The organism is Corynebacterium sp. NPDC060344 (assembly GCF_042725215.1).
Taxonomy (GTDB): Bacteria; Actinomycetota; Actinomycetes; order Mycobacteriales; family Mycobacteriaceae; genus Corynebacterium.
This window is the reverse complement of the sequence record NZ_JBHXCS010000012.1, coordinates 38,272-53,073: the sequence shown is the minus strand read 5'-3', so window position 1 is coordinate 53,073 and position 14,802 is coordinate 38,272. Positions and strand designations below refer to the sequence as shown.

General features: G+C 71.1%; 11 protein-coding genes and 1 tRNA gene. 2 read left to right on the top strand and 10 right to left on the bottom strand.

Annotated elements, in window-relative coordinates; translation table 11 throughout:
• Window positions 1-493: 493 nt before the first annotated feature.
• Window positions 494-2,347, bottom strand: a complete 1,854-nt coding sequence (gene metG, locus ACFWGD_RS11995; protein ID WP_377778918.1) for a methionine--tRNA ligase — start codon at window positions 2,345-2,347, stop codon at window positions 494-496.
• Window positions 2,348-2,669: 322 nt separating this feature from the next.
• On the opposite strand from metG, the gene ACFWGD_RS11990 reads away from it, so the two are divergent.
• On the top strand, window positions 2,670-4,019 hold the full coding sequence (locus ACFWGD_RS11990; protein WP_377778917.1) for a chorismate-binding protein: 1,350 nt from the start codon (window positions 2,670-2,672) through the stop codon (window positions 4,017-4,019).
• A gap of 55 nt (window positions 4,020-4,074) precedes the next feature.
• Here ACFWGD_RS11990 and ACFWGD_RS11985 read toward each other — a convergent pair whose 3' ends face one another.
• Window positions 4,075-5,889, bottom strand: a complete 1,815-nt coding sequence (locus ACFWGD_RS11985) for a BCCT family transporter (RefSeq protein WP_377778916.1) — start codon at window positions 5,887-5,889, stop codon at window positions 4,075-4,077.
• 184 nt (window positions 5,890-6,073) lie between these two features.
• On the bottom strand, window positions 6,074-7,018 hold the full coding sequence (rsmI, locus tag ACFWGD_RS11980) for a 16S rRNA (cytidine(1402)-2'-O)-methyltransferase (RefSeq protein WP_377778915.1): 945 nt from the start codon (window positions 7,016-7,018) through the stop codon (window positions 6,074-6,076).
• 65 nt (window positions 7,019-7,083) lie between these two features.
• Between rsmI and ACFWGD_RS11975 the strand changes: the two genes are divergently transcribed.
• Window positions 7,084-8,625 carry a dolichyl-phosphate-mannose--protein mannosyltransferase gene (locus tag ACFWGD_RS11975; protein ID WP_377778921.1) on the top strand — a complete coding sequence of 514 codons (1,542 nt, stop codon included), beginning with the start codon at window positions 7,084-7,086 and terminating at the stop codon, window positions 8,623-8,625.
• Window positions 8,626-8,676: 51 nt separating this feature from the next.
• On the opposite strand, the gene ACFWGD_RS11970 is transcribed toward ACFWGD_RS11975, so the two are convergent.
• The 7 genes from ACFWGD_RS11970 to ACFWGD_RS11940 all read right to left on the bottom strand — a co-directional run bounded on the left by ACFWGD_RS11970 (window position 8,677) and on the right by ACFWGD_RS11940 (window position 14,762).
• On the bottom strand, window positions 8,677-9,519 hold the full coding sequence (locus ACFWGD_RS11970; protein WP_377778914.1) for a zf-HC2 domain-containing protein: 843 nt from the start codon (window positions 9,517-9,519) through the stop codon (window positions 8,677-8,679).
• A gap of 9 nt (window positions 9,520-9,528) precedes the next feature.
• A complete protein-coding gene (locus ACFWGD_RS11965) occupies window positions 9,529-9,933 on the bottom strand; it encodes a DoxX family protein (protein WP_377778913.1) in 405 nt (134 codons plus the stop codon).
• Window positions 9,934-10,029: 96 nt separating this feature from the next.
• Window positions 10,030-10,102, bottom strand: a tRNA-Ala gene (locus tag ACFWGD_RS11960).
• 145 nt (window positions 10,103-10,247) lie between these two features.
• Window positions 10,248-11,648 (bottom strand): gephyrin-like molybdotransferase receptor GlpR, encoded by a 1,401-nt coding sequence (gene glpR / locus ACFWGD_RS11955; protein WP_377778912.1) that lies wholly within the window; start codon window positions 11,646-11,648, stop codon window positions 10,248-10,250.
• A gap of 191 nt (window positions 11,649-11,839) precedes the next feature.
• Window positions 11,840-12,463, bottom strand: coding sequence for a GNAT family N-acetyltransferase (locus ACFWGD_RS11950; protein ID WP_377778911.1), 624 nt, complete (start codon window positions 12,461-12,463; stop codon window positions 11,840-11,842).
• 56 nt (window positions 12,464-12,519) lie between these two features.
• Window positions 12,520-13,770, bottom strand: coding sequence for a gephyrin-like molybdotransferase Glp (glp, locus tag ACFWGD_RS11945; protein WP_377778910.1), 1,251 nt, complete (start codon window positions 13,768-13,770; stop codon window positions 12,520-12,522).
• Window positions 13,770-14,762, bottom strand: a complete 993-nt coding sequence (locus ACFWGD_RS11940; protein ID WP_377778909.1) for a UTP--glucose-1-phosphate uridylyltransferase — start codon at window positions 14,760-14,762, stop codon at window positions 13,770-13,772. Before ACFWGD_RS11940 ends, glp begins: the two co-directional genes overlap by 1 nt.
• Between the last annotated feature and the right edge of the window lie 40 nt (window positions 14,763-14,802).

Genomic DNA, 14,802 nt, shown 5'->3' with positions numbered 1-14,802 from the left:
GGTACCTACGTTTAAACGTAGGTACCTGGCCGAAACGTAGGTACCTGGCATCGATGGGGCGACACGAATCGTCGCGGGCCCCAATGAGGCGGCACCGACAAGCGACGCCGGCCTACGGGCTCTCGGGACGCAGGCGGACAGCATCGACAAGCGGCGGGTTCTCGCGACGCCCACCAGCGGCGCCGACCAAGGCCGCCGGAGGGCTCGCCGAACCGCGGACGCACCCTCCCCGCCCGGCCTTCACTTCCAGATAGACGTCCAGCGAACAGAAAGACGCGGTTGACCAGTTCTTTCTGTCCACTCGGCGTCTATTTGCGAGGGCGGCACTCGATTCGGCCCGCGTGGCGCCGGGAAAGTCCCCGATGGGGCCCACTAGTGAGGGCGGCACCCGATTCGGCCCGCGTGGCGCCGGGAAAGTCCCCGATGGAGCCCACCAGCGACGCCGGCCGAGGGCTTGCCGCGGCTCCGCGCCTCGTCCGCCCCGGCCCCGCGCCTACTGCCCCGGGTTGACCGGCGCCCACTGCGGGCCGGTCTCCGCCAGCTCCGGATCCAGCTTGGCGAACAGCGGCTTCGGCTTCGACAGCTTCGCCCCCGGCACCATGTCCACACGCCCCCACGTGGCCAACTGATCGGCGTAGTCGCCCATGATCACCGGGTACGTCCGGCCGGCCTCCGGCAGACCGACGCCCACCGGCTCGACCGGCATGTCGTCGGCGACCTCGCGGACCTCCGGCATTGCGGCCCACACGCCATCGCGGCCGAGGGTCTCGTGAACCTTCTGCGCCGACGCCGGCAGGAACGGCGTCAGCAGGGTGTTGCAGTCCGACACCACCTGCAGCGCGGTCCACAGCACCGTGGCCAAACGCTCGCGCTGCGCGTCGTCCTTCGCCAGCTTCCACGGCTCCTGCGCCGCGATGTACGCATTCGCCTCGCCGACCACGTGCATCGCGGCGGTCACCGCGGCACGGAACCGCGACGCGCCGAGCGCCTTGCCGGCCTCGTCGAAGGTGCGGGAGGCCAGGTCGAGGAGCGCGCGGTCGTCGTCAAGCAACTCGCCGGGCTGCGGAACCTCGCCGAAATTATTGTGTGCCATGGACACGGTGCGGTTGACCAGGTTGCCCCAGCCATTGGCCAGCTCGTTGTTCACGCGGCGGACGAACTCGTCCCACGTGAAGTCGGTGTCCTGGTTCTCCGGGCCGGCGACCGCGATGAAGTAGCGCAGCGGGTCCGGGCCGAACTCCGCGAGGAAGTCCTTGACGTAGATGACCACGCCCTTCGACGACGAGAACTTCGACCCCGACATGGTCAGGTACTCCGAGGACACGACCTCCGTCGGCAGCGCCAGCTCGCCGAACTCCCCGGCCTCGCCGCCGCGCGAGCCCCGGCCCGCGTAGCCCAGCAGCTCCGCCGGCCAGATCTGCGAGTGGAACGTGATGTTGTCCTTGCCCATGAAGTAGAAGGACTCGGCGCCCGCGCCGTCCTCGCCGCCGCCGACGTTCCAGAACTCGCGCCACGCCTCCGGGCGACCCACGCGATACGCCCACTCGATCGACGCCGACAGGTAGCCGACGACCGCGTCGAACCACACGTAGAGCTTCTTGGCCTTGTCGTCCGACCAGCCGTCCAGCGGGATGGGCACGCCCCAGTCGATGTCGCGGGTCATGGCGCGGGGGCGGATGTCCTCGAGGAGGTTCAGCGAGAACTTCAGCACGTTCGGCCGCCAGTCCTCGCGCTCGCGCAGCCACTGCGCCAGCGACTCGGCGATGGCCGGCAGGTCGAGGAGGAAGTGCTCGGTCTCCACGAACTTCGGCGTCTCGCCGTTGATCTTGGACACCGGGTCGATGAGGTCGGCCGGGTCGAGCTGGTTGCCGCAGTTGTCGCACTGGTCGCCGCGCGCGCCCGACGCACCGCAGATGGGGCACGTGCCCTCGATGTAGCGGTCCGGCAGGGTGCGGCCGGTCGACGGCGAGATCGCGCCCATGGTCGTCTGCCGCACCATGTAGCCGTTGTCGTGCAGCCCGCGGAACAGCTCCTGCACCACCGCGTAGTGGTTGCGGGTGGTGGTGCGGGTGAACAGGTCGTAGCTCAGCCCCAGCCCGGCGAGGTCCTCGACGATCTGCCGGTTGTACCGGTCGGCGAGCTCCTGGACGGTGACGCCCTCCTTCTCCGCCTGGACCAGCAGCGGGGTGCCGTGCTCGTCGGTGCCGGAGACCATGAGCACCTCGTTGCCCGCCATGCGCTGGTAGCGGGCGAAGACGTCGGAGGGGACGCCGAACCCGGCGACGTGCCCGATGTGGCGGGGTCCGTTGGCGTACGGCCAGGCGACGGCGGTGAGGATGCGAGACATGCCTCTCAGGTTAAACCATGGCCCGGATGGCTTCGCGCAGTGTGGGCGCGCCCGGTTTCCCCGAACATGGGCCCGGGTTTCCTTGCTTTACGACGTCCCCGTGCCGAAATGGATCACCGGAGCGGCAACGGGAATCGGTAGACGATCCGTGGAGCTCCTTCGACGGTAGGTGCCGTCCTGCTGGCGCATCCCGAATCTTCGGTTTATCATCGGGGCAATCGTTCAGCCCGCCTCGACCTCGGTCGAGAGTGGGCTGGATCTTTTTCTGGACTCGTCGCTCCCCTCACAGGTCGGGGTGCGGCGCCCGCTACGATCATCTCCCGTGACCCCCTCGCCCGCGCGCCTCGTCGCCTACCTCGCCGCCACCGGTCAGCGGCCGGCGGCTCTGGTTGGCGATTGGTTCGGGCACGCGGCGGTGGTCGCGCCGGACGTGGCGTTGCGGCCGGTTGCCGCGGCGTCGGCTTTTTCGCTTGACGACGATCCATCCCCCGCCCCCTCACCCGATTCCGGCATTGCGGCGGACTCTAATGCGCCGGACCCCATTGCGGCGGACAGGTGGACCTTCGGCTGGCTGCCCTATTCGGGCGAGGCGTTTTCGGCGGGCACCCGCGACGTCCTCCTGTTCGACGGCGACGCCTGGTCCGCGGCGCCCGGCGCGTCGGCTGCGCTGGCCGCGGAGTTGCCGCACCTGCTCGCAGGCGCCACCGCCTTCGAGCTTCCCGATGACCCCGTCATCGACTGGGACGAAGGCGACCGCGCCGCCCACGAGCGCGGCGTGCTCGACTGCCTCGAATCCATCCGCGCCGGCGACGTCTACCAGGCGTGCCTGTCCACGCGTTTCCACGGGACCGTGGCACCGGCGGGCACTGCCCTTTCTTCGGGCATCGCCCCCTCTCACGGCACCTCCCCACTTCCTGACATCGCCCCTTCTCCCGGCACCGCATCGCCCGCCGCGAACCCGACGGTGGGGGCCGCTGCGGGGTGGTGGGCGCGGCGCGTCGTCACGCATTCCCCCGTACGTGCGGCATTCCTCGCGGGGATCGACGCCGATGAACGCGACGTGGTCGTCGCGAGCCTGAGCCCCGAGGAGTTCCTCGTCCGCGACGGCGCGACGGTGCGCGAGTCGCCGATCAAGGGCACCGTGCCGCTGACGGCCGATCCGGCGGAACTGGCTGCGTCGCGCAAGGACGTCGCGGAGAACATCATGATCGTCGACCTCGTCCGCCACGACCTCGGCCAGGTCGCGGTCACCGGCGGCGTGCGCGTCACCGATCTGCTGGCCGTGCGGCCCGCCCCCGGCGTGTGGCACCTAGTGTCCGAGGTGACCGCGCAGCTGCCGGCGGGCCTCCCCCACGCCGACCTCATCGGCGCCTGCTTCCCGCCGGCCTCGGTGACGGGGACGCCGAAGATCCGCGCCGCCGAGCTCATCGCCGGCTGGGAGCCCGTCGCCCGCGGCGTGCATTGCGGCGCGATCGGCGCGGCGGCCGGGGGCGCGCTGGAACTCAACGTCGCCATCCGGACCGCGGAGTTCCGGGGCCCGGGGCCCCTGCTTGACGACGCCCCCATCACCGTCGACGCCGGCGTCGGCGGCGGCATCACCATCGACTCCGACCCCGCCGCCGAGTGGGACGAGATCCTGGCCAAGGCCGCGCCGCTGCTCCGCCGGATTTAGAGCGGCCGGATCTGAAGCGGACAGATCAGAGGGGGCGGACTTGGACGGTCGCGGCCTACTTGACCTCGTCGGCCACGTGGGCCTTGTCGGCCTTGCCGGTCTTGCCGGTCTTGCCGTGCTTGTGGCCGCGGCCACCGCGTGCGGCACGGCGCCCCTCCGCGGCGGCGGCGATGCGGCGCTCGCGGGCCAGCTTCAGGGCGAATCGGCGCTGTTCCTTGTCGTCGAGGTACAGCGGGTCGTCGGAAAGCCCCTTCACCAGCGCGAACATGAGCGCGATGATCACCAGCACGAACGGGCTCGCCGCGAGGATGGTCACGGACTGCAGGTTCGACAGGGCATCCTCGCCACCGGTGAGCAGCAGGACGACGGCGATGAGCGCCGTGGAAATGCCCCACATCGCGGTGACGGGGCGCGAGGCGTTGAGGCGGCCGTTCTGGCTCATCGTGCCCATCACCGTCGACGCCGAGTCGGCGGAGGTGATGAAGAACGTCGCCAGCAGGATCATCGCCACGAACGCCGCGATGCCGCCGCCGGGAAACGCGTCGAGGAGGCTGAACAGCTGGCCCTCGGCGGAACCGTCGCCCCAGATCGACTGGCCGATCTGCTCCAGGTGGATCGCCGAGCCGCCGAAGATGGCGAACCACACCAGCGACACAACGGACGGCACGAGCACGACGGAGAACACGAACTCGCGGATCGTGCGGCCGCGCGAAATGCGCGCCAGGAACATGCCGACGAACGGGGACCACGAGATCCACCACGCCCAGTAGAAGATGGTCCATCCCGACAGCCACTCGCCGGCGGTGCCGTTGGCCGATGCGCCGGTGCGCGAGGCCATCTCGAAGAACTGCGACAGGTAGGAGCCAGCGGCGGTCGGGATGGTGTTCAGGATGATCACCGTCGGGCCGAGGATGAGCACGAAGACGGCCAGGACCAGCGCGGCGATCATGTTGAAGTTGGACACGTACTGGATGCCCTTGCTCACGCCCGACAGGGCGGAGGCCAGGAAGGCCAGGCCCAGCACGACGATGATGCCCAGCATCAGCCACGTGCCCGGGTTGGACACCAGGCCGGTGTACTCCAGGCCGGCGGTGATCTGCAGGACGCCCAGGCCCAGCGAGGCGGCGGTGCCGAAGACGGTGGCGAAGATCGCCAGGACGTCGATGAGCTTGCCCAGGAACCCCTCGGCGTTGCGCACGCCGATGAGCGGGATGAACGCCGCCGAGATCAGCTGCCGGCGGCCCAGGCGGTAGGTGCCGTAGGCGATGGACAGGCCGACGATGGCGTAGACGGCCCACGGGTGCAGGCTCCAGTGGAACATCGTCGTGGCCATGGCCGTGCCCACCTCGTTGGGCTGGTGACCGGGCACGCCGTTGCGGTAGAACGTCAGCGGCTCGGCGACGCCGTAGAACATCAGGCCGATGCCCATGCCGGCGGCGAACATCATGGCGATCCAACTGACCGTGGAGAACTCGGGCTTCTCGTCATCGCCACCGAGGCGGATGTGCCCGAACTTCGACAGGGCGATGGCCACGATGAAGAACACGAACACCGTGCCGGCCAGGACGAACAGCCAGCCGGTGTTGTCGACGACCCAGCCCAGCGACGTCGACGCGAAATTGGCGAAGTTGTCCGGCCAGATCAGGCCCCACGCGACGATGGCCAGGATCAGGCCGATCGCGGGGAGGGTGACGCCGAAGTCGATGCCGGAGCCGGACCGCCCGCCGGGCTCCTCGCCCGGGAGGTCGGAGTCGGCGATGGCCGGCGGGGGGATCACCGCGCCGGTGGCCACGCCGCCGGCGTCGCCGAAGCCCGAGTCGATCCCTTCTCGTTCGTCTGATGGTCCGTGTTCACGGTCAGAGGTGGTCATGAAACCACCATGACGGCCCTTGACCTGGGATGACAAATGTGAACGCCATAAATCTCAGGTTTTTCCCAGTTTTCGGGCAGCTTTACGACGCCCCGGCGCCCGCATATCCCCTGGTCAGCCAATAGTGCGGTGAACGATCGTCACAATTGGTTAACAATATGCAGATCAATGGGAGCGCTCAGCCTTAATCGGCCTCGCGCGCGGCGCGGGCATCGAGCACGGCCTGGTACAGCTCGCGGTGCTTGACCAGCCCGGCGGTGCCCGCGACGGAACGGCAGGCGTCCTTGAGGCGGTCACCACCGGCGACGCGGAACTCGACCTCGTCGACGAGGTCCTCCGGGTTCACCGGCGCCGAGGTCACGCCCGCGCCCTCGATGACCACGGTGATCTCGCCGCGCACGCCGTCGGCCGCCCACTCGGCGACCTCCTCGAGCGTGCCTCGGCGGGTTTCCTCGTACATCTTGGTCAATTCGCGGCACACGGCCACGCGGCGCTCCCCGCCGAGGACGTCGGCGGCCTCGGACAGCGTCGCGGCGATGCGGTGCGGGGATTCGAAGAAGCAGCAGGCCCGCTGCTCCGTGGCCAGCGACTGCAGCCATTCGCGGCGCGCGCCCTGCTTGCGCGGGGCGAAGCCGTCGAAGATGAACCGGCCGACCTTGAGCCCCGACAGCGCCAGCGCCGTGGTCACCGCCGACGCCCCCGGCAGGCACGTCACGGGCAAGCCCGCATCATGGGCGGCGGCCACGACGGCCAGCCCCGGGTCGGAGACGACGGGCATGCCCGCGTCGGTGACCACGAGGACGCGGTGCCCGGAGCGGGCGGCGTCGAGAAGCTGCGCGATGCGCTGCTCCTCGTTGTGGTCGAAGTTCGACACGACCCGCCCGCGGATCTCCACGCCCAGCGCCGACGCCAGCTGGCGGGCGCGGCGGGTGTCCTCGGCGGCGATGACGTCGGCCTCGCCGAGCGCGGCGCGCAGCCGGTCGGTGGCGTCGCCGATGTTGCCCAGCGGCGTCGCCGCCAGCGTGATGCCCGCCTGGAGCACCCGCCCGCCGGAGCGGGCCGGTTCCCAGCCGGCGCCGGCCCCGGTGTCGCCCGTCGGGGTGCGGTCGGTCTCGCCGTTGGAAGCCATGGACGCGATCCTAACGGCCCTTGCCTATCATCGTGGACGTGACCCAGCCCCCGCCCGAGCCGACGATCGACGGCATCGCACCGGATTCCACTCCGGGCGGTGCCGCACCGGTGGCGACGGCCGCGCCGAAGCCCCGGCGCCTGCCCGTGCGGTGGACGCCGTGGGATACGCGGGCGTTCATCGTGCTGGGCATCATCGCCGGCATCTCGCGGTTCGTGGGGCTGAGCTTCCCGACGGATGAGGGCACGCCCGTCTTCGACGAGAAGCACTACGTGCCGCAGGCGTGGCAGATCCTCCGCTCCTCGGGCGACCCGATTTCCGGCGGCATCGAGGACAACCCCGGTTTCGGCCTGGTGGTCCATCCCCCGGTGGCCAAGCAGGTCATGGCGTTCGGCGAGTGGCTCTTCGGCTACACCCCGCTGGGCTGGCGCTTCATGTCGGCGGTGTGCGGCGTGCTGGTGGTGCTGGCGATCATGGACATCACGCGCCGGCTGTCCGGCTCGGCCGTGGCCACGCTGGTCGCCGGGGTGCTGGCCATCGCCGACGGCGTGCTGTTCGTGTCGTCGCGGATGGGCATGCTCGACATCATCCAGACCGCGTTCATCATGGGCGCGGCCTGGGCGCTGATGGTGGACCGGGACCAGGTCGCCCGCAGGCTGGCGGCTTATCCGGGGCCGCTTGACGACGACCTCGGCCCTCCCCTGCCCTGGCGCTGGTGGCGTTTCACGGCGGGGATCATGCTGGGGCTGGCGCTCGGCGTGAAGTGGTCGGGGCTGTATTACGTCGCGGCGTTCGGGTTGCTCAGCGTGTTCTGTGATCTGGCCGACAGGAAGCGCGTGGGCGTCGGAAAGCCGACGCTCGGTGCGCTGGCCCGCGACACCCTGCCCGCGCTCGGCCACCTGGTCGCGGTGCCGCTGGTGGTGTACCTGCTGTCGTGGCGGTCGTGGTTCGCCGAGGAAACGTCGGTCTACCGCCACATCCCCGAGGCCAAGCGCGACACCGGCATCCCCGGCACCGGGTGGCTGCCGGAGGCGGTGCAGAACTGGCTGCACTACCAGCGCGGCGTCCTGGAGTTCCACGGGTCGCTGACCACCTCCGGCGGCCACGAGCACCCCTGGGAATCCAAGCCGTGGGAGTGGATCTGGTCCGGCCGGCCGATGCTGTACTACTCACAGGAGACCACGTGCCTGGGCGAGCGGGACTGCAAGGCGTGGCTGATGCTCTTCGGCACCCCGCCGATCTGGTGGCTGCTCGTGCCCGTCATGCTGTGGGCCCTGTACCGCTGGGTCCTCCGGGGCGACGGCCGGTTCGCGCTGCCGGCCGTCGGCTTCATCGCCTCGTGGGTGCCGTGGCTGATCGCCTACGACCGGCAAATGTACTTCTTCTACGCCACGGCGCTGATCCCCTTCGTGCTGGTGGCCATCGCAATCATCGCCTCCGACGTCAGCTGCTGGCGGCCGAAGGGCCGTCCGATCGGCATCGGCCTCGTGGCGGCGTACCTCGCCGTCGTGGCGGCGGCGTTCGTCTTCTGGCTGCCCATCATGTCGGGCATCCCCCTGCCGCTGGAGACCTTCGACATGCGCCTGTGGCTGCCCAGCTGGAAGTAGGGAGGCAGGCCCGCCGGCCGAGCGCTCCGCCGCGTCAGTCGGCCGAGGACCTCAGTCGAGTTCGCCGGGCAGGCCCCGCACGGGGCGCCCCGCGGCCGCACGCCACGCCTGGGCCATGGCCGAGGGCGTGTATCCGCCCAGCCACACCAGGCCCAGCGCGACGGCGGAGGCGGCCATGAGCGCCAGCCCCGCGAAATCGGTGACGTCGAGCGTGCCCAGGACCAGGTCGCGGGTGGCGAAACCGATGGAGAACATCGCCGCCGCCCCGTAGACCGGCGTCATGCCCATCGCCGCGCGCGGGCGCCACGCGGCCCAGAACATGCCGACGGCAAAGGCCATGCGGATCGCCGCGGCGTCGATGGTCGGGGCCACGATCTCGTCGAGGGCGGCGGCCGCTGCTGCCGCCTCGTCGCCGAGCGCTTCGGCGACGTCCACGCCCGCGTCCATGGACACCTGCGCCATCGCCCCTCCGGCGCCGAGCAGCAGCTCGATGCCCCACAGCAGATGCAGCACGCCGAGGACCACCAGCAGCACGCGCGCGGAGCCCGCGACGAACATCCACGTCCGTTCCCGCCGGCGCCGCTCGGGCTCCACGGTGGACAGGATGCGCTCGGACAATGCGGCCATCTCGGCGGCGTCGGGAAGCAAGGGACCGGAACCCGGGCCCCGCCCCACCCCATGCCCCTGACCCGGGCCCGAGGGGCCCGGCCCGGCGGCACCCGGCTCGCGCGCGGGCCCCATGTGCAGCGACCGGTTCAGCGCGACGGCCTTCTCGAACCACGCGCGGCAATCGTCGCAGGCGTCGAGGTGGGCGTCGACGACGTCGTCATCGGCACCCGACGGCTCACCGTCCAAGCGGGCCGACAACGCGGCGCGGACGTCCTCGCACTTCATGGGCCCCGCCTACCTGGTGAACATCCGGTCGAGGCTCGCGCGCCCCGCCCCGAACGCCCACACGATGACCAGGCCGCCGATGAGCGACAGCACCAGCTCGGCGCCATCGTCGCGCATGAACAGCCCGTTGCCCAAGTGCACGGCCCACAGGGCGCCCAACATGGTCACCACGAGCACCATCGCCACCGCCGGGGCCAGCAGGCCCAGGATCAGCAGCGCGCCGCCGACCAACTCGACGATGGCCACCAGCCACACCGTGAACTCCGCCTGCGGGATGCCCGCGGCGACGAAATAGCCGGTCGTCTTGTCGATGCCGGTGAGGAAGATCTTGTCCCACCCGTGCGCAATGAAGATCACGCCCAGGATGAGGCGGAGGACGAGCAGCGCTCCATCGCGTACGGCGGGTCGGTTCATGGAAAGCAAGGATAGCCGGGACGCACCGAGCGCGAAAAAGGGCCCTTCCGAACCCCTTCGGAAGAACCCTTGTCGCTGACACCCGGGTGTCGAGCGTGGAGCTAAGGGGAATCGAACCCCTGACCTTCTCGATGCGAACGAGACGCGCTACCAACTGCGCTATAGCCCCTCGCGCCTACGGAGTACCGGATTCCGGCGAAGGTACCGGTACCCCGTCTGCGACGAAAGCAACTTTAACAGCCCCGCCCCGGGGGCCAAAATCCGCAGGTCACTGGCCTGCGGGCGATGACCGCCGACTGCTGGCCGGCAGTCGGCTACTGGCCCGCGGCCCGGCGGATGTCCTCCTCCGGGAACTCGTACGTGGAGTACGGCAGATCGGCGAAGTCCGGGTCCTCGTCGTCGAGCTCGACGACGACGGCGCCGGGGCGGCGCAGGCGCTCGGGGATGCCCAGCTCCTCGTCCTCGGAGTTGCGCACGCCCAGGCGGGCCATCTTCATGCGGCGGATGCGGCGGGCGCGCAGTTCGTTTTCGGCCAGGACCGTGCGGCGCAGGTACACCAGGTACAGCACCAGCAGGCCGGCACCGGCCAGCGGCAGCCACCAGGCCCAGCCGCCGACGAACGCGCCGAGGGCGACGCCGATGATGATGAACGCCGCCAGCACGCCGACGCTGCGGCGGCGACGCGCGAAGCGGGTCTCGGCGTAGCGGGCATCGGAGACGGGATCGAAACCGCCCCGGCCCCGGCGGCGCTCGGCGAAGGCCAGGTCGTCGTCGGTGAGGGTGTCGTCGAGTTCGGCGGCGGGCTCGCGCCCGTCCTCGTACTCGCGGTCGCCGTCGCGCTCGCCGTCGAGCTCGGCGTCGAGTTCCGCATCGATCGCGTCGTCGGCGAGCACCGCATCGTCGCGCTCCTCGGCCGACTCCGCCTCGACAGCGTCGCTCGTTGCAGCCGCAGCGGCGCCGTCGCGATCCTCGACAGACTCGGCCTCGCGGGTCTCGGCAACCTCGGCGGACCCGGCGGCGCCGGCCGTCTCGTTGGCAGCGGTGGAGTCGTCGACGACGAGGAAGTCCTCCGGCGACAGGTACGCGCGGACATCCTCGGCGGCACCGTCGGCGATGGGCTTCTCGGCGCGGGCGGGGGCGTCGTCAAGCGAGATAGCGTCATCGGAGGAGCCGGCCTCGGGCGCGACTTCCGCGTCGACCAGGTCCGCAGTGTCGGCATCATTGGCGGCGTCGGCGGCCTCGAGCTCGTAGACGACGTCGCCCTCGACGACGGCCGGGACCTCCTCGGCGGCGTCCCGGTCGGCATCTGCGGCACCGGCGGCAGCACCACCGGCGCGCGATGCGTCGCGATCGGCGCGATCGGCGCGGTGGTCGGCGTCCTCGAGATCGTCGATGAGGATGTCGTCGTCCAGATCGCGGCGGTAGCGCGTCGCGCCACCGGTGACGCCGGCCTCCGGATCGATCGGATCATCCAGCTCGGCGTCGACGGTCTCCAGCGACTCGTCGACCTCCTCGCCGGGCTTGCGCACGTCGCGCTCGGTCAGGGTCGGGCGGCGGCGCCGCGTGGCCACCGACTCGCCGCCCTGGTGGAGCAGGCGGGTGCGGCCAAGGGCCTCGGACGTGCGACGGATGGGCTGCCTGGTGTTGACCACCAGAGGCGCGAGAACGAACAGCCACACCACGACGATGAGCACGAGGAGCAGAGAGCTCGACATGGTCGGGATTCCTCCTGTCGTCGGAAATGTCCCCGGTGCCGCGGGCCCTTCCCCGACCCGGCATGGGTTTGGCCCAACGTTAACGCCCGGCACCGCCGATCCGGCCCCGCCACGCCGAATGGTTGCCGTGCCGAAACTCGCCCGTGACCCGCGGCGCAGTCACCGCACCACGCCCCTCTGCCGGGTGCGACTCAGGCGGTCTCGCCGCGCAACCTCGCCACGGCCCCCGCCGCCACGAGCGCGTCGACGGCCCCGCCCTGCGACGCCAGCCTCTCCAGCAGCAGGTGGTCGCGCCACGCCCCGTCGATGTGGAATGCCTCGCGCACGACGCCGACCTCGCGGAACCCGCAGCGCTCGAGCACTTTGCGCGACCCCGCATTGTCGGCGAGCACGGTGGCCTCGATGCGGTGGACGCCCAGCGCCGCCGCGTGGTCGCACGCCAGGGCCAGCGCCGCGGTCGCGACTCCCCCGCCCCAGTACGCCGACGCCACCCAGTACCCGGCCCAGCACGTGGCCACGGGAAACGGCCGGATCGAGCCGAGCGTCATCTGCCCGGCGAATCGCCCGTCCAACTCGATGGCCGCGATCGCCGCGTCGCCGTCGAAGGCCGCCGCCCGCGCGCCGCGCAGCATCTTCCGGAACGCCCGCGGCGACGTCGCCCGTCCCCAGTCCACGTCGCCGGCGGGTTCGACGGCGCGGAGGATGTGCTCGTCGGCACGCCTGGCCGCCCGCCATTCGGGCAGGTCGGAGCGCCGCAACGGCCTCAGCCGCACGGTGCCTGCGCGGGTGGTCAACCGCTGCGAACGCATTTCCATGGTCGGTGCTTCCCGCTCCTGCGGTCCTTGCTTGACGACGGCCCGCCGCGACCCCGCTAGGCCTGCCTCGCCAGGAAGAGGACGTCGACGATGTCGCCGGGGCGCACGTGCGTGACGTCATCGGGGACGACGACCAGGCAATTGGCCTCGGCGAGGCCCGCCAGCAGGTGGGCCTGCGCCCCGGTGGCGCCGCCGAAGGGCTGCACCAGGTACTCCGACGTCTCGCGGTCGCGCATGAGCTGGCCGCGGATCAGGCCGCGGCGCCCGGCCAGCGAATCGACAGGCGCGATGGCGCGGGCGGCGACGGTGCGGCGGCGGGGGTTGCCCTTGCCCAGCGCGATGCGGATCAGCGGCCGCACCATCACCTCGAAGACGACCAGCGCCGACACCGGGTTGGGCGGCAGGAGGAACGTGGGGATGCGATCGTCGCCGAGCAGGCCGAAGCCCTGCACGGAACCGGGGTGCATGGCCACGCGCTCGACGTCGATCTCGCCCATCTCGGCGAGCACGCGGCGGACCTCGTCGCCCGCCGCGCCGCCGACGGCGCCGGTGATGACCAGCAGCTCCGACTTGATCAGCTGGCCCTCGATGATCTCGCGGATCCGGCGGGGCTCGCCGGCGGCGATGCCCACGCGGTGGACCTCCGCACCGGCGTCGCGGCCGGCGGCGGCGAGCGCATAGGAATTGACGTCGTAGACCTGGCCCAGGCCGGGATCGCGGTCGACGTCGACGAGCTCGGCGCCGATGGAGACCACCGACATGCGCGGGCGCGGGTGCACCAGCACCTTCGACCGGCCGACGGCGGCGAGCAGGCCGACCTGCGCCGGGGAGATCACGGCGCCGGCGGACACGGCGACGTCGCCGGGCTGGACGTCGTCGCCGACGCGGCGGACGAAATCGCCGGACTTCACGGCGCGCAGCGCGGTGACGCGCCGCTCCCCGCGGTCGGACCAATCCAGCGGCAGGACGGCGTCGGCAAGCGTCGGCAGCGGCGCACCCGTGTGCACGCGCACGGCCTGCTTGGGCTGCAGCCGCATCGGATGATGCGAACCGGCGGACACTTCGCCGACGACGGGCAGCGTCACCTCGTCGAACTCCGCCAGCGTCTCCCCCGAGTCGCCGCGCACGTCGACGGCGCGGACCGCGTAGCCGTCGATCGCCGACTGCACGAAACCGGGCAGCGGCGTCTCGGCGACGACGTCTTCGGCGCAGAGCAGCCCCAGGGACTCCGAAATGGCGATGCGCACCGGGGCGGGCATCGCCGCATTGGCGGTGATCGCCGCGAGCTGCTCCTCGACCGAACGCATCAGGCCTCCCCGGGTGCCTCGTCGCAGAAGTCGGGCGAATCGCCCTGGGGCAGGCGGCGCTCGAGGTAGCGGCGCAGCGACTTCCCGTAGGACGGGTGGCGCAGGCCGAAGTCGACGCACGCCTTGATGAACCCGCCCGGGTTGCCCAGGTCATGGCGGAAGCCGTCGTGGATGACGATGTGCACCGGGTGGCCTTCGCGGATCAGCAGCTCGATGGCGTCGGTGAGCTGGTACTCGCCGCCCTTGCCGCGGTCGATCCGTCGCAAAGCATCGAAGATCGCCCGGTCCAGCAGGTAGCGGCCCACCGCGACGAACGTCGAAGGCGCCTCCTCCGGGGAGGGCTTCTCCACCATGCCGCGCACGCGCTTGACGTCGGCGGCGGCCTCGCCATCGGAGCCTTCCTCGGGCTCCTCGATGTCGAAGACGCCGTAGTTGAACACGTCCTCGCGCGGCAACTCAAGGGCGCACAGCACGGACCCGCCGTACTCGGCGCGGACGGCGGCCATGCGCTCCATCACGCCCAGCGGCAGCACCAGGTCGTCGGGCAGCATGACGGCGACGGCGTCCTCGTCGTCGGCGAGCAGCTCCTCGGCCACCAGCACCGCGTGGCCCAGGCCCAGGGGCTTTTCTTGGATCACGCCGCTGACCTCGATGACCTCGGGGGCGCGGTTGACCTTGTCGGCGATGTCGTCCTTGCCGCGCTCGCGCAGCGTCTCCTCGAGGTCGGCGCGGCGCTCGAAGTGGCCGAGCACGCCGTCCTTGCTAGGGGCGGTGACCACGGCGAGGCGGGACGCGCCGGCGGCGGCGGCCTCCTCGGCGATCATCTCGATGCCGGGCGTGTCCACGACCGGCAGCAGCTCCTTCGGCACCGTCTTCGTCGCCGGCAGGAACCTGGTGCCCATGCCGGCCGCGGGGACGATCACCGTGCGGGCGGCGTTGCGTCCGGAGGCGCCGCGTCCGGCGTTGTCGTGGGCGTCGTGCGGAGTGGTCATGGCGGCCACCCTACCGACTGTCCCCGCCTGGTCCGGGGAA

Bases quoted from the DNA above. Each gene is read 5' to 3' on its own strand.
- ACFWGD_RS11985 (WP_377778916.1), bottom strand. From the start codon at position 5,889: ATGACCACCTCTGACCGTGAACACGGACCATCAGACGAACGAGAAGGG.
- glp (WP_377778910.1), bottom strand. From the start codon at position 13,770: ATGCGTTCGGTCGAGGAGCAGCTCGCGGCGATCACCGCCAATGCGGCG.
- ACFWGD_RS11970 (WP_377778914.1), bottom strand. From the start codon at position 9,519: ATGAAGTGCGAGGACGTCCGCGCCGCGTTGTCGGCCCGCTTGGACGGT.
- ACFWGD_RS11965 (WP_377778913.1), bottom strand. From the start codon at position 9,933: ATGAACCGACCCGCCGTACGCGATGGAGCGCTGCTCGTCCTCCGCCTC.
- rsmI (WP_377778915.1), bottom strand. From the start codon at position 7,018: ATGGCTTCCAACGGCGAGACCGACCGCACCCCGACGGGCGACACCGGG.
- ACFWGD_RS11950 (WP_377778911.1), bottom strand. From the start codon at position 12,463: ATGGAAATGCGTTCGCAGCGGTTGACCACCCGCGCAGGCACCGTGCGG.
- metG (WP_377778918.1), bottom strand. From the start codon at position 2,347: ATGTCTCGCATCCTCACCGCCGTCGCCTGGCCGTACGCCAACGGACCC.
- glpR (WP_377778912.1), bottom strand. From the start codon at position 11,648: ATGTCGAGCTCTCTGCTCCTCGTGCTCATCGTCGTGGTGTGGCTGTTC.
- ACFWGD_RS11940 (WP_377778909.1), bottom strand. From the start codon at position 14,762: ATGACCACTCCGCACGACGCCCACGACAACGCCGGACGCGGCGCCTCC.